This is a genomic window from Sphaerotilus sulfidivorans (assembly GCF_013426975.1).
In the GTDB taxonomy this organism is placed as follows: Bacteria; Pseudomonadota; Gammaproteobacteria; order Burkholderiales; family Burkholderiaceae_C; genus Sphaerotilus; species Sphaerotilus sulfidivorans.
The window spans coordinates 14,234-37,239 of record NZ_JACCPY010000006.1 but is presented as its reverse complement, the minus strand read 5'-3'; the positions used below and the strand labels follow the sequence as shown (position 1 = coordinate 37,239).

The 23,006-nt window shown below is 71.2% G+C and carries 16 protein-coding genes; 4 read left to right on the top strand and 12 right to left on the bottom strand.

The genetic code is table 11. From position 1 onward, the window contains the following. Positions 1-57 precede the first annotated feature (57 nt). The 4 genes from HZU84_RS05625 to HZU84_RS05610 form a co-directional block, all read right to left on the bottom strand. The gene (locus tag HZU84_RS05625; protein ID WP_149503439.1) at positions 58-3,636 is read right to left on the bottom strand and encodes a transglutaminase family protein; all 3,579 of its coding nucleotides are present in this window, start codon (positions 3,634-3,636) and stop codon (positions 58-60) included. Positions 3,637-3,771: 135 nt separating this feature from the next. Beyond that, complete coding sequence (locus tag HZU84_RS05620) at positions 3,772-4,725, bottom strand: alpha-E domain-containing protein (protein WP_037480442.1); 954 nt, start codon at positions 4,723-4,725, stop codon at positions 3,772-3,774. 73 nt (positions 4,726-4,798) lie between these two features. Beyond that, complete coding sequence (locus HZU84_RS05615) at positions 4,799-6,229, bottom strand: circularly permuted type 2 ATP-grasp protein (RefSeq protein WP_149503438.1); 1,431 nt, start codon at positions 6,227-6,229, stop codon at positions 4,799-4,801. Between the two features lie 43 nt (positions 6,230-6,272). Continuing rightward, positions 6,273-8,828 carry a DNA internalization-related competence protein ComEC/Rec2 gene (locus HZU84_RS05610; protein WP_244954474.1) on the bottom strand — a complete coding sequence of 852 codons (2,556 nt, stop codon included), beginning with the start codon at positions 8,826-8,828 and terminating at the stop codon, positions 6,273-6,275. 140 nt (positions 8,829-8,968) lie between these two features. Here HZU84_RS05610 and HZU84_RS05605 point away from each other — a divergent pair, with 140 nt between their 5' ends. The 4 genes from HZU84_RS05605 (at position 8,969) to HZU84_RS05590 (ending at position 12,345) form a co-directional block, all read left to right on the top strand. After that, entirely contained in the window at positions 8,969-9,427 is a 459-nt protein-coding gene (locus HZU84_RS05605) for a RidA family protein (protein WP_149503437.1), read from the top strand. Continuing rightward, positions 9,424-9,912 carry a disulfide bond formation protein B gene (locus tag HZU84_RS05600; RefSeq protein WP_244954473.1) on the top strand — a complete coding sequence of 163 codons (489 nt, stop codon included), beginning with the start codon at positions 9,424-9,426 and terminating at the stop codon, positions 9,910-9,912. Before HZU84_RS05605 ends, HZU84_RS05600 begins: the two co-directional genes overlap by 4 nt. 137 nt (positions 9,913-10,049) lie before the next feature. Next, complete coding sequence (locus HZU84_RS05595; RefSeq protein ID WP_149503436.1) at positions 10,050-11,567, top strand: ATPase, T2SS/T4P/T4SS family; 1,518 nt, start codon at positions 10,050-10,052, stop codon at positions 11,565-11,567. Then, the gene (locus tag HZU84_RS05590; protein WP_149503435.1) at positions 11,545-12,345 is read left to right on the top strand and encodes a hypothetical protein; all 801 of its coding nucleotides are present in this window, start codon (positions 11,545-11,547) and stop codon (positions 12,343-12,345) included. Before HZU84_RS05595 ends, HZU84_RS05590 begins: the two co-directional genes overlap by 23 nt. On the opposite strand, the gene HZU84_RS05585 is transcribed toward HZU84_RS05590, so the two are convergent. The 8 genes from HZU84_RS05585 to HZU84_RS05550 all read right to left on the bottom strand — a co-directional run bounded on the left by HZU84_RS05585 (position 12,291) and on the right by HZU84_RS05550 (position 23,001). Beyond that, complete coding sequence (locus tag HZU84_RS05585; protein ID WP_310734035.1) at positions 12,291-13,805, bottom strand: ATP-binding protein; 1,515 nt, start codon at positions 13,803-13,805, stop codon at positions 12,291-12,293. The two genes, HZU84_RS05590 and HZU84_RS05585, sit on opposite strands and share 55 nt — an antisense overlap. After that, entirely contained in the window at positions 13,802-14,548 is a 747-nt protein-coding gene (locus HZU84_RS05580; protein WP_149503434.1) for a winged helix-turn-helix domain-containing protein, read from the bottom strand. The genes HZU84_RS05585 and HZU84_RS05580 overlap by 4 nt, the downstream gene beginning before the upstream one ends. 313 nt (positions 14,549-14,861) lie before the next feature. Next, the gene (gene parC, locus HZU84_RS05575) at positions 14,862-17,228 is read right to left on the bottom strand and encodes a DNA topoisomerase IV subunit A (RefSeq protein WP_149503433.1); all 2,367 of its coding nucleotides are present in this window, start codon (positions 17,226-17,228) and stop codon (positions 14,862-14,864) included. 9 nt (positions 17,229-17,237) lie between these two features. After that, entirely contained in the window at positions 17,238-17,720 is a 483-nt protein-coding gene (locus HZU84_RS05570) for a hypothetical protein (protein ID WP_149503432.1), read from the bottom strand. A 59-nt stretch (positions 17,721-17,779) separates the two neighbouring features. Beyond that, positions 17,780-18,580 (bottom strand): DUF481 domain-containing protein, encoded by an 801-nt coding sequence (locus tag HZU84_RS05565; RefSeq protein ID WP_149503431.1) that lies wholly within the window; start codon positions 18,578-18,580, stop codon positions 17,780-17,782. Positions 18,581-18,800: 220 nt separating this feature from the next. Further along, complete coding sequence (locus tag HZU84_RS05560) at positions 18,801-19,928, bottom strand: hypothetical protein (RefSeq protein WP_149503430.1); 1,128 nt, start codon at positions 19,926-19,928, stop codon at positions 18,801-18,803. Positions 19,929-20,278: 350 nt separating this feature from the next. Next, positions 20,279-20,950: a response regulator gene (locus HZU84_RS05555; protein WP_149503429.1), complete on the bottom strand. Its 672-nt coding sequence runs from the start codon at positions 20,948-20,950 to the stop codon at positions 20,279-20,281. A 35-nt stretch (positions 20,951-20,985) separates the two neighbouring features. After that, positions 20,986-23,001, bottom strand: coding sequence for a DNA topoisomerase IV subunit B (locus HZU84_RS05550; protein WP_149503428.1), 2,016 nt, complete (start codon positions 22,999-23,001; stop codon positions 20,986-20,988). Positions 23,002-23,006 lie beyond the last annotated feature (5 nt).

The window sequence follows — 23,006 nt, the reverse complement described above, 5'->3', positions numbered from 1 at the left end:
CAATCGTGTCCCGCCACGTACCGGTATTGCAGTTCAGATCGACTGTCGCAGCGGCGTTCAGCCCCGGCGCAGGTCCAGCGTGAACGGGAACTCCAGGCTGCGCTTCGTCTCGCCGACGACCATGCGACCCGGGGTATGGCCCATCGCGAAGAAGCGCGCCAGGCGGCGGCTCTCGGCCTCGTAGGAGTTCACCGGGAAGGTCTCGTGGTTGCGCCCGCCCGGATGCGCGACATGGTACTGGCAGCCGCCCAGCGAGCGCTCGTTCCAGGTGTCGACGAGATCGAAGGTCAGCGGCGCGTGCACGCCGATGGTCGGATGCAGCGCCGAAGGCGGCTGCCAGGCGCGGTAGCGCACGCCGGCCACATACTCGCCGACCCGGCCGGTGGGCTGCAGCGGCAGCGGCACGCCGTTGACCGTCACCACATGGCGACGCTCGACCAGGCCGCTGACATGCACCTCGATGCGCTCCAGCGACGAGTCCACATAGCGCACCGTGCCGCCGATCGCGCCCTCCTCGCCCATGACATGCCAGGGCTCGAGCGCGCTGCGCAGCGTCAGATGCACGCCCTTGGCCGAGACCTCGCCGACCTTCGGGAAGCGGAACTCGAAGTGCGGCGCGAACCAGGCGGCATCGAAGCCGTAGCCGGCGCGCTGCAGGTCCTCCATCACATCCTCGAAGTCCATGCGCACGAAACTCGGCAGCAGGAAGCGGTCATGCAGCTCGGTGCCCCAGCGCACCAGCGGTGCGCGGTAGGGCTCGTTCCAGAAGCGGGCGATCAGCGTGCGCAGCAGCAGCTGCTGCACGATCGACATGCGCGCATGCGGCGGCATCTCGAAGGCGCGCAGCTCCAGCAGGCCCAGCCGGCCGGTGCTGGAATCGGGCGAGTACAGCTTGTCGATGCAGAACTCGCTGCGGTGCGTGTTGCCGGTGACATCGATCAGCACGTTGCGCAGCGTGCGGTCGACCAGCCACGGCGGCATGTCCTCGCCGTAGACGCCCTTGTTGCGCTCGATCTCGCGCAGCGCGATCTCCAGCTCGTAGACCTGGTCGTTGCGGGCCTCGTCCACCCGGGGCGCCTGGCTGGTCGGGCCGATGAACAGGCCCGAGAACAGGTAGGACAGCGAGGGATGGTTGTGCCAGTAGACCAGCAGCGAGGCCAGCAGGTCCGGCCGGCGCAGGAAGGGCGAGTCCGCGGGCGTGGCGCCGCCCATGACCATGTGGTTGCCGCCGCCGGTGCCGGTGTGGCGGCCGTCGAGCATGAACTTCTCGGTCGACAGGCGCGTCTTCCAGGCCGCGTCGTAGAGGAACTCGGTGTGCTGGACCAGCTGACGCCAGTTCTTCGCCGGGTGGATGTTCACCTCGATGACGCCGGGGTCGGGCGTGACCTGCAGCAGCGTCAGGCGCGGGTCGCGCGGCGGCGGGTAGCCCTCCAGCACGATCTTCACGCCCTGCGCGGCCGCGGTGGCCTCGATCGCGGCGAGCAGCTCGAGGTAGTCCTCCAGGCGCGCCAGCGGTGGCATGAAGACATACATCACGCCCGACGGGCTGCCGACCTTCTCGGCCTTCGGACCGTTGGCGCGACGCGGATCGCGCACCTCGACGCACAGCGCGGTGCGGGTGATCCAGTGCGCCGACTCGAAGCGCTGCGGATGGCGCGCCAGCTCCTCGGCGCTCAGGCCGTCGAGCGGCGACAGGGCGCGCGCGCGGCCGGTCCCGCCGACGTCGCCATCCGACGCGGCCTGACCGCGCGGGTCCCCGCCTTCGCGGGGATGACCGGCCGTGCCGCCGGTGGCGGTGCTGGCATCGGCCTGGCCGTAGATGTCGCCGAAGCCGTAGTCGCCGTCGAAGGCGCCGCCCTGCAGCGCCACCGTGCCGCCCTCGGCGAAGCCGCCGCCGGCCACATGCGCGGCGTACTGCTGGCGCACCACATGGGCCGCGGGCAGCGCGTCGCGCGGCGCGAACGGATCCTGCTCGATCAGGAAGGGATAGTCCTTCTTCGCCACCCAGGGCAGCGAGTCCAGCGGCAGGCGGTAGCCCATCGGCGAGTCGCCGGGCACCAGGTACATGCGCTCGTCGCGGAAGAACCACGGGCCGGTGACCCAGCGCGGGCCGCCCAGCGCCGGGCCCTCGGCCGGCTTGATCGGCAGCACATAGCCGATCTCCTGCTCCAGGCCCTGGTCGAAGACGCGGCGCAGGCGCATGCGCTCCAGCTCGTCGTCCAGCCGCGAGTCGAAGGGGTCGACGTTGACCGGCAGGCGGCGCTCGCGCCACAGGTAGTACCAGGTGTCCTCGTAGCCGGTCTGCACGAACTGGTCGGTCAGGCCCAGGCGCGCGGTCAGGCCGAGCATGAAGCGCCTGGCATCGGCCGAGGTGTACTGGTGGTTGTCGCGCTCGTCGGCGAACAGCGACATGTCGTGCCAGCATGGCTGGCCGTCGGCACGCCAGTAGGCCGACAGCGCCCAGCGCGGCAGCTGCTCGCCCGGGTACCACTTGCCCTGGCCGAAGTGCAGGAAGCCGCCCTGGCCGTATTCGTCACGCAGGCGCTGCACCAGCTCGGTGGCGTAGAGCCGCTTCGTCGGGCCCAGCGCGTCGGTGTTCCACTCGGCGCCGTCGCGGTCGTCGACCGCCACGAAGGTCGGCTCGCCGCCCATCGTCAGGCGCACGTCGCCGCCGACCAGCTCGGCGTCGACCTGCTCGCCCAGCGCCAGCACCGCGGCCCACTGGTCCTCGGTGTAGGGCTTGGTCACGCGCGGGGATTCCCAGATGCGCGTGATCTTCATCTCGTGCGCGAACTCGACCTCGCACTCGTCGACCGCACCGGTGATCGGCGCCGCGCTCGAGGGCTGCGGCGAGCAGGCCAGCGGAATGTGGCCCTCGCCGGCCAGCAGGCCGGAGGTCGGGTCCAGGCCGATCCAGCCCGCGCCCGGCAGGTAGACCTCGCACCAGGCGTGCAGGTCGGTGAAGTCGACCTCGGTGCCGCTCGGGCCGTCCAGGGCCACGACATCGGACTTCAGCTGGATCAGGTAGCCCGAGACGAAGCGCGCGGCCAGGCCCATGTGGCGCAGCGTCTCCACCAGCAGCCAGCCGGTGTCGCGGCAGGAGCCCGAGGCCTTGGTCAGCGTCTCCTCCGGCGTCTGCACGCCGGGCTCGAGGCGGATGGTGTAGCGGATGTCGTTCTGCAGGCGCTGGTTCAGGCCGACCAGGAAGTCGATCGTGCGCACCTCGGTGCGGTCGATCGTGTCGAGGAAGGCCTGCAGCGCGGGCGTGGCCGGCGCCGGCTCCAGGTACGGGGCCAGCTCCTGCTTCAGACCGTCCTCGTAGACGAAGGGAAAGGTCTCCGCGCCCGGCTCGAGGAAGAAGTCGAAGGGGTTGTAGACCGCCATCTCGGCCACCAGATCGACGGTGACCTTGAACTGCGTGGTCTTCTCCGGGAAGACCAGGCGGGCGAGATAGTTCGAGAACGGATCCTGCTGCCAGTTGATGAAATGCGTCTCGGGCTCGACGCGCAGCGAGTACGACAGCACCGGCGTGCGGCAATGCGGCGCCGGGCGCAGGCGCACCACCTGGGGCGACAGCGTCACCGGCCGGTCATACCGGTAGTGGGTGACGTGATGGAGAGCGACGTGAATGGACACGGCGTGATCTTTCTTGAAATGAAAAGACGACCCCGGCGATCGTAGTCACGGTGCATGACTGCACGGTGCACGACGCTTCGCCGGGGCGGGCGGGGCCGGCACGGGTCCGGTCCGCGGCAGGAATCAGCCCAGTCTTCAGACCGCGACCAGGAAGTCGCGGCTGATGCCCGCGCCCAGCTCGTTGACCCGGTCGAGGAACTGCGTCAGGTAGGCATGCAGGCCGGTGGCGAGAATCTCGTCGATGCGGCCGTATTCCAGATCGGCATGCAGCCGGCCGGCACGGCGCAGCGTCTCCGACGAGTGGTCGTTGGCCACCAGCTTCAGGTTGACCTCCACCTCCTGGGTGCAGGCGGCCAGCGAGCGCGGCATGTCCGGGCGCAGGATCAGCAGCTCGGCGACCTTGTCCGACTGGATGACATTGCGGTAGACCTTGCGGTAGACCTCGAAGCCGGAGACCGAGCGCAGGATCGCGGCCCAGTGGTAGAAGTCGTACTCCTGGTCGCGGTCGTCGGCGGCGCCGTAGAAGTCGCTCTCGACCGCATGGAACTTGACGTCGAGCAGCCGCGCGGTGTTGTCGGCGCGCTCCAGGAAGGTGCCGATGCGCACGAAGTGCAGCGCCTCGTCCTGCAGCATCGTGCCGACCTGCACGCCGCGCGACAGGTGCGAGCGGAACTTGACCCACTCGAACAGCGCGCTCGGGTCGCGCTCGAGCAGGCCGTCGCGCAGCAGGCGGTTGAACTCCAGCCAGGTCTGGTTGGTGGTCTCCCAGACCTCGGTGGTCAGCGCACCGCGCACCGCGCGGGCGTTCTCGCGCGCCGCGCGCAGACAGCTCCAGATCGACGAGGGATTGCGCTCGTCACGGACCATGTAGGTCATGACGGTGGCGGCGGTCACGTCGCCATAGCGGCGCGCGAAGTCGCCGCTGAGCTCGGAAATGCTCAGCAGGCCGCGCCAGCCCAGCTCGGAGACCGCAGCCGACTGCGGCAGCAGCGCGGTCTGGTAGTTGACGTCGAGCATCCGGGCGGTGTTCTCGGCGCGCTCCATGTAGCGCGACATCCAGAACAGGTGGTCGGCGGTTCGAGACAGCATGCGAAAAATCCTTGGGTCTTGATTCTTGTCGGTTCTTGTCGAGGCAAGTCCGGTGTCCGGTCCTGGCGCGCGCTCAGTCCTCGAGCACCCAGGTGTCCTTGGTGCCACCGCCCTGCGAGGAATTGACCACCAGCGAGCCCTCCTTCAGCGCCACCCGGGTCAGGCCGCCGCAGACCATCTGCACCTCGCTGCGGCCCGACAGCACGAAGGGGCGCAGGTCGATGTGGCGCGGCGCGATGCCCTTCTCCACGAAGGTCGGGCAGGTCGACAGGCTCAGCGTCGGCTGCGCGATGTAGTTGCCGGGGTTGGCGATCAGGTGCTCGCGGAACCTGGCGATCTCGTCCTTGCTCGCGGCCGGGCCGACCAGCATGCCGTAGCCGCCGGCACCGTGCACCTCCTTGACGACCAGCTCGGACAGGTGGTCGAGCACATAGCGGAAGTCGTCGGCCTCGCGGCACAGGTAGGTCGGCACGTTGTTCAGGATCGGCTTCTCGCCGAGGTAGAACTCGATCATCTTCGGCACATAGGCGTAGATCGACTTGTCGTCGGCGACACCGGTGCCGATGGCGTTCGACAGCGTCACGTTGCCGGCGCGGTAGGCCGCCAGCAGGCCGGGGCAGCCCAGCGTCGAGTCCGGGCGGAAGGCCAGCGGATCGAGGAAGTCGTCGTCGAGGCGGCGGTAGATCACGTCGACGCGCTTCGGCCCGCGCGTGGTGCGCATGAAGACGAAGTTGTCCTTGACGAACAGATCCTGGCCCTCGACCAGCTCGACACCCATCTGCTGCGCCAGGAAGGCGTGCTCGAAGTAGGCCGAGTTGTACATGCCCGGCGTCAGCACCACCACCGTCGGGTCGTTGATGCCGCCCGGCGCCACCGAGCGCAGCGTCTCCAGCAGCAGGTCGGGATAGTGCGCGACCGGGGCCACGCGGTGCTGCGCGAACAGCTCGGGAAAGAGCCGCATCATCATCTTGCGGTTCTCGAGCATGTAGCTCACGCCCGAGGGCACGCGCAGGTTGTCCTCCAGCACGTAGTAGGTGCCCGAGCCGTCGGGGTTGGCCGCGCGGACGATGTCGATGCCGGCGATGTGCGAGTAGATGCCGCCAGGCACGTCCACGCCGATCATCTCGGGCCGGTACTGCGCGTTGGCCAGGATCTGCTCCGGCGGCACGATGCCGGCCTTGACGATCTCCTGGCCGTGGTAGACGTCATGCACGAAGCGGTTCAGCGCGGTGACCCGCTGGCGCAGGCCGGCTTCCAGCTCGCGCCACTCGTGGGCGGGAATCACCCGCGGAATCAGGTCGAAGGGAATCAGCCGCTCGGTGCCTTCGCCGGAATCCTTGTCGCCATAGACGGCGAAGGTGATGCCGACGCGGCGGAAGATCATTTCCGCCTCCTCCCGGCGGGCCTGCATGACCTCCCCGGGCTGCTGCTGCAGCCAGCGCTCATAGGTACGGTAGTGGTCCCGGACGACCGGACCGCTCGCATTCATTTCATCGAACATCATTGTTCTCGTCGTGGTGGTTGAGCGTGCACAGGGTTTAGCAAGTTCAGGGCCAGTCACGGCCTGTCGTCCCCGGAAGCGGCTGATGCCAGTAACGGATGCGTTCGTCCTGTTCGCACCACTCCGATGCATTCGCACCGTACCAGTGCCATGCACCACAGCGGTTCACATGAATCACTTTCGTACCGCGTGATTGCAGACGCTGCACGACCGCCACCGCCGGATGACCGTGCGGATTGAACCTCCCAGCCTGCACGATAGCCCAGCCCGGAGTCACCGAATTGACAAATTGCAAGCTCGATGAAGATGCACTTCCGTGGTGCGGCACCTGCATCACATCGGCCCGCAGGCGCCCTGACTGGCGCAGCACCAGCATCAGCTCCTGCTCCTGGCCGATGTCGCCGGTCAGCAGCGCGACCCGGCCGCCACCGGCCACCCGCAGCACGCAGGACAGCGCATTCGAGCCGGGCCGATCCGGCCCGGTGCGGGCCAGGGCTGCAGCCGTCGGATGCAGGAACTCGAACTCGACGCCGTCGCGCTGCCAGCGCAGGCCGGCCTGGCAAGGCTGGTGCGGCACGCCGGCCGCTGCCCTGCCGGCGGGGCGGCCGCGCAGCGCATGGCCGGGCTCGAGCGAGCTGTGCATCAGCCGCACCGGCAGCGCCGCCAGCAGCGAGGCGGCGCCGCCGCTGTGGTCGCTGTCGCGGTGGCTCAGCACCAGATGGTCAAGCTCGCGCACGCCCAGGCGGCGCAGCAGCGGCAGCAGCACCCGCTCGCCGGCGTCGCCGGCCTCGCCCTGGCGGCCGTAGGCCGGTCCGGTGTCGTGCAGCAGATCGTGGCCTGCGGTGCGCACCAGCACCGCATGGCCCTGGCCGACATCGGGCACGATCAGCTCGAAATGCCCGGGCTGCGGCCGCTCCAGCGCCGGCCACAGCAGGGGCAGCAGCATCGGCACCGCCAGCAGACGCAGCGCCCAGGGCCAGGGCAGCGTCAGCAGCACCGCCGCGGCCAGACCCAGCGCCTGGGCCCAGACTGGCGCCGCCGCCGGACTCCAGGCCGCGCCCGGCCAGGCCAGCAGCGGCTCCAGCATCAGGCGCAGCAGGTCGATCGCCCAGACCGCCGGCAGCCACAGCGGCTCGAGCAGCAGGCCCAGCAGCGCCAGCGGCGTCACCACCAGCGTGATCAGCGGAATCGCCACCAGATTGGCCGGCAGCCCAAGCAGCGAGATCTGCTGGAAGAACAGCAAGGTCCACGGCGCCAGGCCGAGCGTGGCCACCCACTGGCTGCGCAGCAAGGCGCGCAGCGACTCGCGCAGCCACGCCGCTCCCGGCCGCTGCGCCGGTCTCGTGCGCATCCGTGCGCCGGGCGGCTCCGAGGCGATCAGCAGCGCCACCGCGACAAAGGACAGCCAGAAGCCCGGCTGCAGCAAGGCCCAGGGATCGGCCAGCGCCACCACCGCCGCCACCAGCGCCAGCAGGCGCGGCATCGGCCAGTCGCGCGCGCCCTCGCGCAGCAGCGCCACCGTGGCCAGCATCAGCACGGTGCGCTGCGCCGGCACGCCCCAGCCCGACAGCAGCGCGTAGCCCAGCGCCGCCAGCACCCCGCCCAGACGGGCCGCACGCGGCGCCGGACAGATCAGCATCAGCCCGGGCCCGGGCCCGCGCCGCCACAGCAGCGCGATCAGCACGCCGGCCAGCCAGGCGAACATCGTCACATGCAGGCCGCTGATCGCCATCAGATGACTCAGGCCGGCCAGGCGGAACAGCGCCCAGTCCTCGCGCTCGATCGCGCTCTGGTCACCCAGGCTCAGGCCGGCGATCACCCCGGCCGCCGGCCGCTCGCCCAGCACCGAGAACAGATGCTCGCGCCGATCCTGGCGCCAGCGGTCGATGCGTGCCTGGCCGGTCTCGGCCAGCAGCACCGGCCGGTCGTCAGCGACGCCGCTGCGCTGCACCACCCGGCCCTGGCCGCCCAGGCCCTCCTCGAGCGCACGCAGCGCCAGGTCCGGCCCGTGCAGCGGTGCCGGCGCCTCGACCGGCCGCAGCCTCAGCGCCAATCGCCAGCGCTGGCCGGCGCGTGGCGCCCCGGCCCGAGGCGGCGGTCCGGACAAGCCGCTTTCGCCCCAGAAGACCTGCAGCCGGCGCGGCAGGACCAGCGGCACCGGCGCGGGCGCATCCGCCACGCGTGCGCCGCTCAAGGTGCCGGGCCAGCCGGCACGCTCCACCTCGATCTGGCCACGCCAGGCGCCCTCGCGCCAGACCGGCAGGCCGACGATCACGCCCTCGACCTGCACCAGCCGGTCCTGCAGCGCCGGATCGAGCCGGTCGCGCAGGCCGGCCTCGGCGCGCAGATCGGTCAGCAGCAGCGCGGCAGGTGCCAGCGCGAGGGCACCGAGAATCCGCGGCCAGCGGCTGCGCCCGCGCCCTGCCCGCGGCCCGATCCACGCCAGCAGGAGCAGCAGCAGCGCGGCACCCAGCAGCATCTGGCGCTCGGGCGACGCCAGCAGGCGTGGCTGCTGGATCTGCAGCAGCGTGCCCGCCAGCACCGCGCCGGCCGCCACGCCCAGCGGCATCACGGCCGAGACCCCGTGCAGGCTGGCGCCCATGCGTCCTCCCCTTTCGGCTCAGTGTAGGATCGCGCCCAGCCGGGCGGTGCACGGGTGATCCGCGCTTGACAGCGCCAGCACGCATCGCTCCGGAAACGAAAAATTCCTTCCCGAACCGAACCGATTCACGGATTCCCGCCATGAGCATTTCCCAGCGCCTCCAGGACCTCGGCATCAGCCTGCCGCCGGTGGCCGTGCCGGCCGCCGCCTATGTGCCCTTCGTGCGCACCGGCAACCTGGTCTTCCTGTCCGGCCACATCGCCAAGAAGGACGGCAAGCCCTGGGTCGGCCAGCTCGGCCGCGACATGGACACCGCCACCGGCCGCGAAGCCGCCCGCGCCATCGCCATCGACCTGATGGGCACGCTGCAGGCCGCCGTCGGCGACCTGTCGAAGGTGCGCCGCATCGTCAAGGTGATGAGCCTGGTCAACAGCACGCCCGACTTCACCGAGCAGCACCTGGTCACCAACGGCGCCTCCGAGCTGTTCGCCCAGGTCTTCGGCGACCAGGTCGGCGCGCATGCCCGCAGCGCCTTCGGCGTCGCGCAGATCCCGCTGGGCGCCTGCGTCGAGATCGAGCTGATCGCCGAGGTCGAGTGAATCCGCGCCCGCGCCTGCTGCTGGCGCTGATGGCGCTGGCCTGCTTCGCCAGCGTCGCCGGCGCGCTGTTCGCCCAGCATCGCCTGGACATGCAGCCCTGCCCGTGGTGCATCCTGCAGCGCATTCTTTTCCTGCTGATCGGCACGGTGGCCGGCCTGGCGGCACTGCTGCCCGAGGCGGCGGGCGCCACGCGGCTGTCGCGCCGGCTCTCGGGCGGGCTGGTGCTGCTGCTGGCCCTGGCCGGCACCGCAGCGGCGCTCTACCAGCACTTCGTCGCCGCGAAGCTGCCCTCCTGCGACCTGACGCTGGCCGACCGGATCATTTCCGGCCTGGGGCTGGACGCCTGGCAGCCGGAGGTCTTCGAGGTGCGCGCCTCCTGCGCCGAGGCCGCGGTGTCGCTGCTGGGCGTGCCCTTCGAGCTGTGGAGCGCGGCGCTGTTCGTGCTGCTGGGCGCAGCCGCAGTCCGTCTCGCACAAGCGCGATGATGTGAAATACTTGGCAGAAACTGCCGCGTATTTCGCATGAAGACCTTTTTCCGTCGGCCCTCGTCCCTGCTGTCAGGGAGCGCTGTCCCCGCGTCGCGGGGGCTGGCTGAAGGCGGCCGGCACGGTCCAATTCCCGCATGAGCGAGCATGAGCTGAGCCGCATCGGCGCGGCGGAACAGGCCGAGCGGGTGGTGCAGCGTCTGATGCGCCGCTACAGCGCCGACACCCGCGGCCCGGCGCCGGACTCCAGCCAGGATCCGGCCTTCCGGCGCTGGCTGGCACTGGCCAGCGGCATGATGCCGGCGGCGATGGAGCGGGCCGAGCCGACCCTGGCCGACACCCGACTGATTCCCACCGGCGAGGCGCGCCGGCGGCTGTGCGTGGCGCTGCGCACACCCGACCAGGCCACCGCGCTGGTGCTGGCCGACCCCTTCGACCGCGCCGAGCGGCTCTGGATCGAGGCGCGTCTGCGCCAGGAGGGACGGCTGCGCACCCGCTGGTATGTGGCACCGGCACCGGCGCTGCTGGCCTTCGTCGAGCGGGTCGAGCAGGCCCGGCTCGAGCATGAGGTCAGCCGCTTCGGCGTGCGCGCCTCCCGCCATGACGACATCGGTGCAGCCGGCACGCCGGCGCTGGAGCCGCTCAACCGGCTGCTGCGCCTGGCGTTCGAGCGCGGCGCCAGCCATCTGCACCTGGACCTGCCGGCCCATGACCCGGCCGCCGCCTCGGTGCGGCTGCGCATCGACGGCCGGCTGCAGCCCGCCGGCCCGTCGCATCCGGACGACGAGCGCCCCGCCCCGGCCGGCGAGATGCTGCATGCGCTGGCCGCGATGCTGAGCCCGCAGATCCTTCGCGATGGCCAGCTCGACATCGTCCAGGGCGGCCGGCCGCTGAGCCTGCCGGTCGAGCTGCATCCCGGCCACATCGTGCTGCGGCTGCCGGACCGCGACGATCGGCAGCCGCCCCCCTCGCTCGAGGCGCTGGGGCTGGCGCCGGCCACCTGTGCCGCGCTGCGCCAGGCGCTGCGGCCGGTGCACGGGCTGACGCTGCTGGTGGCGCCTCCAGGCCAGGGACTGAGCACCCTGCTGCGGGCGCTGGCCGGACAAAGCCGTCAGGAAGGCCAGCTCGCGCTGGTGCTGGACGCGCCGGACCGCGATGCGGTCGAGCACGGCCTGAGGCGCGATCCCGACCGGCTGCTGATCGACCAGAGCGGCGAGATGAGCCCCGGCGCCGCCGAGCGGCTGGCCGATCTGGCGCTGGAGGGCCGGGCGCTGGTGCTGGCGGTGCGGGCGGCCTCGCCCTGGTCGGCCATCGAGCGGCTGCACCGCGCCGGCCTGCCGCGCCAGGTGATCGGCCGCAGCCTCGGCGGGATGCTGGTGCAGCAGCTGCTGCCGCGGATCTGCCCGCACTGCGAAGGCAGCGGCTGTCCGGACTGCGAGGGCAGCGGCCGGCTGGGCCGCTGCGTGATCGAAAGCTGGATCGGCACCAGCCGCGCGCTGGCCGAGGCGATCGAGACCGGCGCGCCGGCGGCCCGGCTCGACCGGCTGGCCCGACAGCGGCGCATCCCCGGCATGGCCGAGCGGCTGCAGCAGCGGCTGCGCTCGGGCGAGATCGCACAGGAGGATGCCGAGCGTGCCGCTCCGCTGGCGCCCTGAACTCTGGCTCGACCTGCGTGCACGCGGCTGCCAGGCCCGGCTCATCGGCGCGGGCTGGCGCGAGCGCAGCCTGGCCGCGGCCAGCGGCAGCGGGCGGGGCGCGGCCGCGCTGGGCGCGGCGCTGTCGGCGCTGCGCCTGGCCGATGTCGAGGTGCTGCCGGGCCAGGCCCGGCTGCGGGTGGCCGACGAGTACCTGCTGCACCTGCTGCTGCACCATGACGGTTCGCACGCCCAGGTCCGGCAGGAGGCGCAGCAGCGCTTCCGGGCGGTGCTCGGCGACGGAGCGCGGCATCTGATGCTGCTGCCGATGGGCCGGCAGCGCTGGCTCGCCAGCGCGCTCGAGGCGGCCGATCTGGCGACCTGGACCGAGACGCTTCAGCACGCCGGCCTGCGTGCCGGTCGGATCGAGCCGCTGCTGCATGCCGAATGGCAGCGGGTCGGCCGTCAGATCCGCGATGCCGACGCGGTGCTGGTGCTGCCGCGCGACGAAGGCGCGACACTGCTGCGCCTGATCGACGGCGAGCCGGTCGATCTGGCCTGGGAGCGCTTCGACAGCGAGGACAGTGCCTCGCTGGAGCGCCGGGTGCGGGCCTTTGCCCGGCTGCCGCAGGGACGCCGCCGCCGCCCGGCCTGGGCACAGACCGGCAGCGGCGGCGGCCTCCTCACCGAGGCCGAGGAGGCTCAGGTGATCTACCTGCTGCCCGAGAGCGGCACGCTGTGCCGCTATGTGCGCGAGCGCTCCGGCTCCGGCGGTGGGCCGGACGGCCTCGCCGGCTGATCGGCCGCGGCGACGGAAGCAGCCGCAGTCGACTCCGGCTCCGGCTCCTGCGGCGCCATCGCCACCGCCACGCTGACCCGCAGCCCGCCAAGCTCGGGCGAGCGATCGACCTGGATGTCGAGCTGCAGCGCCATCGCGATGCGCCGCACGATCGACCAGCCCAGGCCGCTGCCCGGCCGGTCATTGCCAAGCGCGCGGAAGAAGCGCTCGCCCAGGCGCTGCAGATGCTCCGGCGACAGGCCGGGGCCGCTGTCCTCGACGATCAGCCGGGCGCGGGGCACGGGCGTTTCCGTGCCGTCGGGCATCACCGACGTCGAAGTCTCGGCCTGTGCCGGGGGCAGCACGGTCACCCGCACCGTCGCGCCGGCCGGGCTGTAGCGCAGCGCGTTGTCGATCAGGTTGCGCAGCAGCACCGCCAGCAGCGTGGGCTCACCGCGCACCTGCAGCCAGCCCTCCTCTTCCGGCGCCTCGAATTGCAGATCCTGCCCCTCCTCGAAGGCGGTGGCGGCGATCTCGACCACCTCGTCGCGGGCCAGCGCCACCAGGTCGGCGCGGCCCTGGCGGCACTGCGGCTCGGCCTCCAGCCGCGCCAGCGTCAGCAGCTGCTGCACCAGACGGGTGGCGCGGTCGCAGCCGGCCAGCGTCGCCTGCAGCGCATGGCGGCGCGCGGCCGGATCGGCCACCGCCAGCGCGGCCTGCGCCTGCGCGCGAATGCCGGCGATCGGGGTGCGCAGCTCATGCGCGGCATCGGCGGTGAAGCGCCGCTCCGAGCTCAGCAGCGCATGGGTGCGATCGAACAGCTCGTTGAGCGCCTGGATCAGCGGCAGCAGCTCGGCCGGTGCGTCGTCGATGCGCACCGGCGTCAGCTCGGCCGGATCGCGCGTGGCCAGCTCGCGCCCGAGCCGGTCCAGCGGCACCAGGCCCAGACGCACCGCCCACCACACGCTCAGGCCCAGCAGCGGCAGCGCCACCAGCAGCGGCAGCAGCGAGCTGCGCAGCACCGCCTCGAGAATCTCCTCGCGCGAGTAGCCCAGCTCGCCGATCAGCACGATCGCGTCGGAGGCCTGCCGCGGCCGGGCGGCATAGACCCGCCAGTCGCGTCCCGACAGATGGGTGGCGTGAAAGCCCGGCACCAGCGGCGCCAGCGGTTCGGCCGGCGCATTCCAGGAATGCATTTCCAGCGCGCCGTCGCGCCAGACCTGGAAGGCCACCCGCGGCGAGTAGCGGTGCAGATTGGAGGCCGGCGGCAGCGCGGCCTCGCCGCCATCCTCGAGCTGCAGCGCGATCAGCAGCGCGGCCGACTGCGCCAGATGACCGTCGAGCAGGCTGTCGAGCTCGCGCCGGGTGTCGACCCAGGCCAGCACCGCCGCCAGCATCCACAGCATCGTCACCCCAGCCAGCACCCGGCCGAGCAGCCGCGCGCGCAGCGAGCTGCGCCGCGCCGGATGCAGCGGACTCACGAGGCGGAAAGCGGCATGCTGCCGGTGTCGGCGCCCAGCTCGGCCGCGGCCTCGGCAGGTGCGCTCTCGGGCGCCGGCGCCGGCGTCGAGGCGGCAAAGGCATAGCCGACCCCGCGCACCGTGCGGATGCGGTGCGAGCCAAGCTTGCGGCGCAGGTGATGCACATGCACCTCGATGGTGTTGCTGCCGACCTCCTCGCCCCAGCCGTAGAGGTGGTTCTCGAGCTGCTCGCGGGTCAGCACCCGGCCCGGGCGCAGCATCAGCACATGCAGCAGGCTGAACTCCCGGCTGGAGAGCTTGACCGCCTCGCCGTCGGCCCAGACCTCGCGCGAGGCCGGCTGCAGATCGACGCCGTTGCTGCTGAGCCGGTCCTGCGCCTGGCCGTGCGAGCGGCGCACCAGCGCACGCAGCCGCGCAGCCAGCTCATGCAGGTCGACCGGCTTGACGACATAGTCGTCGGCACCGATGTCCAGTGCCTGGATGCGCTGGGGCACGCCGTCGCGCGCGGTCAGCACCAGCACCGGCGTGGCCACGCCCCGGTTGCGCAGGCTCTGCAACACGTCGATGCCGTCGACCCGCGGCAGGCCGAGGTCGAGAATGGCGGCGGTGTAGGTCTGGTTCAGAAGCTCGCGCTCGGCGGCCACGCCGTCACGCACCCAGTCGACCTGGAAGCCCAGGGCCCGCAGGCCGGCACGCAGACCGTCGCCGAGCAGCTGATCGTCTTCGGCAAGCAGCAGTCGCATGATGTGGAAGATTTCTCGGTGGACAGGCCCCGATCGTAGCGGCGGGCGATGAATCCCGGCTTAGTCGCCACGGCGGGAGGGAAAAAAAAGGCCCTTCCGACGGAAGGGCCTGAAAGCCCGCGCCGCCGAAGCGGCACGGTGCGGGGGAACTGTGACGACTTCCGGGTTGTCGTCGCCGGCGCCGACGATCTTCATCGGCGCGTGCCCGATCATGCACCGAGGTGGCAGAGATCGTGCACCGGCTCACGAATATTACAAATGGTACCAATCATCTCAGATGGTCGACAGGTTACCGGAGAAATCTTGGATTGCATTAAGCCCCGGGCGATGCAGGCCAGGCCGCCAGACCGAGCACCTTCATCGTCGTCTCGAGCGGCCTGCCCTTGCGCGCACGCCGGCCGACCCAGCCCGCCAGGGCGTTCGGCTTCAGGTCCTCGTCGCGCGGCCTGGCGCCGCGGCCCAGGCCGCTGACGCGCAGACCGCCCTCGCCCAGCACCGTCACCGCCAGCAGCGGATCGGCCTGCAGGTCGATGTCGGCCATCAGCATCAGGCCCCGACCGCCGCCGGCCTGGTGCTTGAGCTCGTCCAGGCCGAAGACCAGCAGCCGGCCGGTGGCGCTCAGGCAGGCCACGCGGGTGTGCCTGGCCTCCACCGGCACCGGCGCGAACCACTGCTCGCCCGGCTCCAGCGTCAGGAAGGCCTTGCCGCCCTTGTTGCGCGCGAACAGGTCGCCCAGGCGCGCCAGCAGGCCGGTGCCGCCGCTGTGCGCCATCAGCAGCATGCGGTCGGCCGGCCCGGCCAGGTAGTGCAGCACCTGCGTGCCCGGCTCCAGGTCGATCAGCGAGGTGATCGGCGCACCGTCGCCGCGCGCACCGGGCAAGGCGCTGACCGCCACCGAGTAGACGCGGCCGTTGCTCGCGCAGGCCACCAGGGTGTCGACGGTGCGGCACTCGAAGGTGCCGTGCAGCGCATCGCCTGCCTTGAACGCGAAGCCGGCCGGATCATGGCCGTGGCCGGTGCGCGCGCGCACCCAGCCCTTCTGGCTGACGACGACCGTGACCGGCTCGTCGGCCACCCGGACCTCGGCCACGGCACGCCGCTCGGCCTGGATCAGCGTGCGGCGCTCGTCGCCGTGCTGCTTCGCGTCGGCCTCGATCTCGCGGATGACCAGGCGGCGCAGCGAGGCCGGGTTGCCCAGGATGTCCTCGAGCTTCGCCTGCTCGCCGCGCAGCTCGGCCAGCTCCTGCTCGATCTTGATCGCCTCCAGCCGCGCGAGCTGGCGCAGGCGAATCTCCAGGATGTCCTCGGCCTGGCGCTCGCTCAGGCGGAAGCGCGCGATCAGCGCAGCCTTCGGCTCGTCGCTCTCGCGGATGATGCGGATCACCTCGTCGAGGTTGAGCAGCACCAGCTGGCGGCCCTCCAGCACATGGATGCGCTCGCTGACCCGCTCCAGGCGGTGCGCGGTGCGCCGGCGCACCGTGTCGAGCCGGAAACCAGTCCACTCGAGCAGCACCTGGCGCAGGCTCTTGGGCGTCGGGCGACCGTCCAGCCCGATCATCGTCATGTTGATCGGCGCCGAGCTCTCCAGGCTGGTGTGCGCCAGCAGCGCGGTGATCAGCTCGCGGGACTCGATCGTGCGGCTGCGCGGCTCGAAGACCAGGCGCACCGCCGCCTCCTTGCCGGACTCGTCGCGCACGCCGTCGAGCAGCGCCAGCACCGCGCCCTTGAGCTGGACCTGCTCGGGCGTCAGCGCCTTCTTGCCGGCCTTGATCTTCGGGTTGGTGATCTCCTCGATCTCCTCGAGCACCTTCTGGCTGCTGGTGCCCGGCGGCAGCTCGGTGACCACCAGCTGCCACTGGCCGCGCGCGAGTTCCTCGATCTTCCAGCGCGCGCGCACCTTCAGCGAGCCGCGCCCGGTGCGGTAGGCCTCGCGGATCTCGGTCTCGCTGCTGATGATCTGGCCGCCGCCGGGATAGTCCGGGCCGGGCACCAGCGCGTGCAGCGCGTCGTCGCTCAGATGCTCGTCGCGGATCAGCGCGACCGCCGCCGCGGCCACCTCGCGCAGGTTGTGGCTGGGCACCTCGGTGGCCAGGCCGACGGCGATGCCGCTGGCGCCGTTGAGCAGCACGAAGGGCAGGCGCGAGGGCAGCTGGCGCGGCTCCTCGGTCGAGCCGTCGTAGTTGGGCACGAAGTCGACCGTGCCCTCGTCGATCTCGTCGAGCAGCAGCCGCGCGATCGGCGCCAGGCGCGCCTCGGTGTAGCGCATCGCCGCCGCGCCGTCGCCGTCGCGGCTGCCGAAGTTGCCCTGGCCATCGATCAGCGGATAGCGCAGCGAGAAGTCCTGCGCCATGCGCACCAGCGCGTCATAGGCGGCGGTGTCGCCGTGCGGATGGAAGCGGCCGAGCACATCGCCCACGACACGCGCGCTCTTGACCGGCCGCGCGCCGCCGGTGGCGCCGTTGCTGGCGCGCTGCGTCGCCAGCCCCATGCGGTGCATCGCGTAGAGGATGCGCCGCTGCACCGGCTTCTGGCCGTCGCCGACATCCGGCAGCGCGCGGCCCTTGACGACGCTCAGCGCGTATTCGAGATAGGCCCGCTCGGCATAGTGCGCCAGCGTCAGCGCGTCATCGGCCGGGGTGGCGGGAGGAAGGGAAGAGAAGTCGATCGTCGTCTGGTCCATCGTCGGGCATCAGGCGTGCATGTGCACCTGGCGCCCGATTGTGCAGGACAACACGGGCCGGACCCGTGCGTGCGCGCGATCCGCCTCGTCGAAGGGCCGCTCCAGCGCGGTGCAGCGCAGCGGCGCGTCCAGGTCGATGCGGTCCGAGGCCGGGTCCGCAGCGGGGCCGCGTGCACGCTCGACCGGCTGCGCTGCCAGCGGCGTCCAGTCGGCGCAGGTGTCGGCGAAGCCGGGCGGCAGCAGGTCGTCGCTGCGCAGGCCGGAGATGCGCTGCGCGCGGCGTGCGGCTTGCGCGACCTCTTCGGCCGCAGCCTCGAGCAGCGCAGCAGAGGCTGGCGCACCACCGCCGGCACGGCGGCGTCGCGGCGCGGCAGGATCGCGGTAGCGCTGCTGACGGCTGCGCAGATGGCGCCGCCCCGAATACAGCGCCAGCAGCACCAGGATCAGCAGCAGCTGGGCCAGAACCGACACCACGCCAAGATCGTCGAACATCGCCGGCCCTCGCTTGCTGGAATCGCCTCGATCCGTCCCGAAGGAACGGTGCTTCAGTCTCAGTCGAACTTGACCGACACGCCGGTGGTCAGCAGCGAGTCGCCCTTCTTGCGGCCCAGGCCGGGGTCGGAGTTGTAGGCATAGGCCAGACCGACATTCAGGTTCATCGCGCTGGAGAGCGCCACCGCCAGACCGGAGCCGAAATGGGCACGGAACTCGCCGCGGTCACGCAGGTTCGGGTAGACGAGCAGACGCTGGTAGACGCTGGCGGTCTCGCTCAGGCGATGCTGAGACTCCTCGCCCAGCAGCAGCGAGGCGTAGCCATAGCGGCTGCGGGTCTCGCCGGCGACGGTGGCCGCATCGATGTAGCGGTCGGCATTCCAGGCCACGCCGCCGAAGACGTCGAGGCTGTGCTCGGGCGTGGCCAGCAGGTGCAGGCCCGCGCCGACACCGGCGACGCCGCGGACGGCCAGATTGGCCGGGCGGTTGCGCTCCAGATCGAGCAGGCCGAAGGCGAAAGTGCTCGGGCCCAGGTTGTAGTCATAGCGGGCGCCGGCGCGCAGCTGCTCGGCGGTGGTGGTGCCGGCGCTGCTGGCGTAGAGCGCGCTGGCGCTCAGGCTGAGTCGGTCCTGTGCGGTCAGGCGCACGCCCTGGCCCGCCAGCGAGAAGCTGGACGTGCGGCTGTTGCCCGACGAGTGGCTGGCGCCCAGGCCCAGCGCAGCGCGCAGACGGCCGTCGGCCTTCTGGGTGGCCTGCGGCGCCGAAGGCGCTGCAGTCTGGGCCTGGACCGCGCTGGCGGCCAGACCCAGCGACAGTGCACTCATCAGCACCGGCAGCACGGGAGCGAGGAAGTTCTTCATGTTCGTCAGCCTGATCTCATCGACATCCCCCGCACTCCGGATGCCTTTCCCGGCGGCCTGCACGACTGCATGACTGCACGAAAAAAGATCCTCCCTGAGTGTTTGTCGTGGGCCGGCGATCTGCGGGGGGGGAAACAATCACCGGCATGAGCATGATCGGCCGGTGCGGCCGCCACCGCACCGGCCCCTGGACCGGGCCGGTACCCGACCAAGGTCGGGCTCACCAGCTCGCGGCGTAGGAATCGGGATCGAAGCGCGGATGGCGGGTGATGGCGCCGGTGTCGACGAACTCGAACTGGTTCAGCTTCAGCTGGCGCAGCAGCATCATCGTCAGCGGGCTCCAGCGCTCGTCCGGATCGCCCTGGACGAAGAAGTCGGTGCCGATGTCGGCGACATACAGACCGTGCTTCTGCATCGCCCGCGCGATGGTGCGCGCCTGCGCATTCCACCAGGACGGGATCTCGAAATCGGCGCGCAGGCGCAGCAGCGCGCCGAAGGGAATGCCCTCGGGCCGGGTGGTGCCGGCCGAATGGCGCGCCGGCCAGACATGGCGGCGATCGAGCACCGCATCGCGGAAGGTCACCCGCAGCGCATGTCGGATCACGCCGGACTCGACCTCCTCGGCACGCAGCAGCAGCGGCAGGATCGGCAGACCGGCGGCGTCGCCCGAGGTCCAGCCGTCCGGGCGCATCGCCAGCGAACCCAGATCCCAGGCGGCGGTCGCATAGGCGTTCCAGCGCCCGGCGCTGTCCTGGTAGCTGAAATAGCTCTCCCAGAGCCGGCAGGCGCCGCCGGCGCTGTTCTCCAGCACCAGCACATGGCGGTCGCCGCAGCGCGCCGGATCAGTGCAGTTGCCGCCCTCGACGCGGATCTGGCTGTCGAGCGGAAAGGGAAACCGCCGCCGCGACGCGATGACGCTGTCGCAGGCCCGGATCGACACCTGGCCCTGCTCGATGACCGCGCAGTCGCTCTGGTCGGGCGCACCGGCGCCGTTGCCGTCGCGCGGATCGACGATCGCATGGCTGACCAGCGGCCAGCGGGTGCTGCGCTCGCTGCCGTCGACCAGGTTCCACGGCATGCCATAGTATTTGCCGACCCGGTTCGGGTCGGTCTCGCGGCCCCAGTCGGGATGCAGAGGCCGGCCCGCGCCGATCATGGCGATCCACTCGGCGCTGCGGGCATGGGCAGGAAAGCGCATCACATCGTCGATGCGCTGATTGAAGATCGCCTGCGGCGGGAACATCGTGCAGCCGGCCAGCACCGGCGCGGCGGTGGCGGGCGTGGCCGAGCCCAGCACCAGGCCAGCGAGACCGGCCAGACAAGCCAGACGGCTGAGCAGCGGCCGCACAGGCGCGCAGAACGAAGATGCGGAAAAGGGTCGGGCGGGTCGCGGGCGAGAGATCATGGGATTCGAGGTCGTCGGCAAGAAGAGGGAAAGCTCTCGCCGCAGTATCGATTCCGGATCTCTCGCCGACCTGAAAGGCCGCGCCCCGGGAACAAGGGGGAAATCTGGCAGATTTCCTGAATATCGAAAAAAAGTTCCTCCCTGCCAGTTATGTTCCCTGCGGGCCGTCCGCGGGGGGAGTGGACATGCGGCCCGCGAAGGAAATTTTCAGACAGGGCCGGCGCCGGCGCACCCGTCCAAAGCATGGCCCGGCGAATGAGCCTGCGCGGAGGCGCCCGTGCGGCGCGCCGCCATCAGCCCGCCGGCGGCACCAGCCGGTGCTTGAGCGCCAGCAGCACCGCCTCGGTGCGATTGCCCACGCCCAGCTTGGACAGGATGTTGGTGATGTGGAACTTGACGGTCGGCAGCGCGATGCGCAGCTGCTCGGCGATGTCCTGGTTGGTCAGGCCGCGCGCCATCAGCGCCAGCAGCTCGCGCTCGCGCTGGGTCAGGTCAGCGCCGGGCTGGCCGGGCTGCGAGGCCGCGATCAGCGCCTCGGTGGCCTCGGGCGAGAGCACACGGCGCCCGCCGTGCGCGGCGCGGATCACATTGACCAGCTCCTGCGCCGAGGCGGTCTTGGTCAGGTAGCCGCTGGCGCCGGCCTGCAGCGCGCGCTGCACCTCGCCCGGCTCGGTCAGACTGGTCAGGATGACGAAGCGGGTGGAGGGCAAGAGCGGGCGCAGCCGTGTCATCGCCTCGATGCCGTCCATCTGCGGCATCACCAGATCCATCAGCACCACGTCGGGCGCCAGCTCCGGCGCGATGCGCACCGCATCGGCGCCATGCGCGGCCTCGCCGACCAGCTCGAAATCGGCCTCGCCACGGACCATCGCGGCCAGACCGTTGCGGATCATCGGGTGGTCGTCGACGATGAGAATGCGCAACCGCGCATGGGGATGCGCCTGCGAGGCATGGGGGCCATTCATGGGCAAAGCTCTCTGTCTCTCGGAAGGGAGGAATGTCAGATGTCGATCTCGACCGCGTCGCCGTGCAGCTCCATCAGCTCGCGCCGTGCCGCCGCCTCGCCCTTGCCCATCAGCCGGCCGAAGGAGCGGGTGGTGTCGGCCAGGTCGACCGGTCCGAGCTCGACGCGCAGCAGCCGGCGGGTGTCCGGGTTGAGCGTCGTCTCCCAGAGCTGCTCGGCGTTCATCTCGCCCAGGCCCTTGAAGCGGCTGACCGACCAGGCGCCCTCGCGCGCGCCTTCCTTGCGCAGCTTGTCGAGAATGGCCTGCAGCTCGCCCTCGTCGAGCGCGTAGAGCTTGGCCGCGGGCTTCCTGCCGCGCGCCGGCGCATCCACCCGGTAGAGCGGCGGGCGCGCCACAAAGACATGGCCCGCCTCGATCAGCTTCGGGAAATGGCGGAAGAACAGCGTCAGCAGCAGCACCTGGATGTGCGAGCCGTCGACATCGGCGTCCGACAGGATGCAGATCTTGCCGTAGCGCAGGCCCGACAGGTCGGGCTGGTCGCCCGACCCGTGCGGATCGACACCGACCGCCACCGCGATGTCGTGGATCTCGTTGTTGGCGAAGAGCCGGTCGCGCTCGACCTCCCAGGCGTTGAGCACCTTGCCGCGCAGCGGCAGGATGGCCTGCGTCTCCTTGTCGCGGCCCATCTTGGCGCTGCCGCCGGCCGAATCGCCCTCGACCAGGAAGACCTCGTTCAGGCCGATGTCGCGGCTCTCGCAGTCGGTGAGCTTGCCCGGCAGCACCGCCACGCCCGAGCCCTTCTTCTTCTCGACCTTCTGGCCGGCACGCTGGCGCGCCTGCGCCTGGCGGATCACCAGCTCGGCGAGCTTCCTGCCATGCTCGACATGCTGGTTCAGCCACAGCTCCAGCGCCGGACGCACGAAGGACGACACCAGTTTCAGCGCATCGCGGCTGTTCAGCCGCTCCTTGGTCTGGCCCTGGAACTGCGGGTCGAGCACCTTGGCCGACAGCACGAAGCTGGCGCGCCCGAACACGTCGTCGGGCATCAGCTTGACGCCCTTCGGGCACAGCGCGTGCAGCTCGATGAAGCCCTTGACCGCCTGGAACAGGCCGTCCTTCAGGCCGGCCTCGTGCGTGCCGCCGGCCACCGTCGGGATCAGGTTGACGTAGCTCTCGCGCAGGCCCGCGCCCTCCTCGAGGAAGGCTACGCACCAGGATGCGCCCTCGCCCTCGGCGAAGCTGTCGCTGTCGCCGGCGGCGGCGTGGCGCGCGCCCTCGAACAGCGGGATCAGCGCCTCGGTGCCGAGGTTCTGCGCGAGGTAGTCGCGCAGGCCCGCCTGATAGCACCAGGTCTGGGTCTCGCCGGTCTTCTCATGGTGCAGCGTGACGGTGACGCCGGGCATCAGCACCGCCTTGCTGCGCAGCAGGTGCACCAGCTCGCCGCGCGGCAGCTCCGGGCTCTCGAAATACTTCGGGTCGGGCCAGACGCGCACCGTGGTGCCCTGCCGGCGGTCGCCCGACGCGGGCGAGCCGGCCGGACGCACCACCAGCGGCTCGATCACGTCGCCGCCGGAGAAGGCCAGCGTGGCGACCTGGCGCTCGCGCCAGACCGTCACCTGCAGCCGGGTCGCCAGCGCATTCGTCACCGACACGCCCACGCCGTGCAGGCCGCCGGAGAAGCTGTAGGCGCCGCCCGAGCCCTTGTCGAACTTGCCCCCGGCATGCAGCCGGGTGAAGACGATCTCGACCACCGGCACGCCCTCTTCCGGGTGCAGGCCGAAGGGAATGCCGCGGCCGTCGTCCTCGACCGAGATCGAGCCGTCGGCATGCAGCGTCACGCCGATGCGCCGGCCGTGGCCGGCCAGCGCCTCGTCGGCGGCGTTGTCGAGCACCTCCTGCACGATGTGCAGCGGGTTGTCGGTGCGGGTGTACATGCCCGGGCGCTGCTTGACGGGCTCCAGGCCCTTGAGCACCCGGATCGAGGCCTCGCCATAGGCGGACGGGGCGGTGGAAGCGGCGGAGTTCGCGGAATTCGTGGTCTTGGTGGCCATGGCGG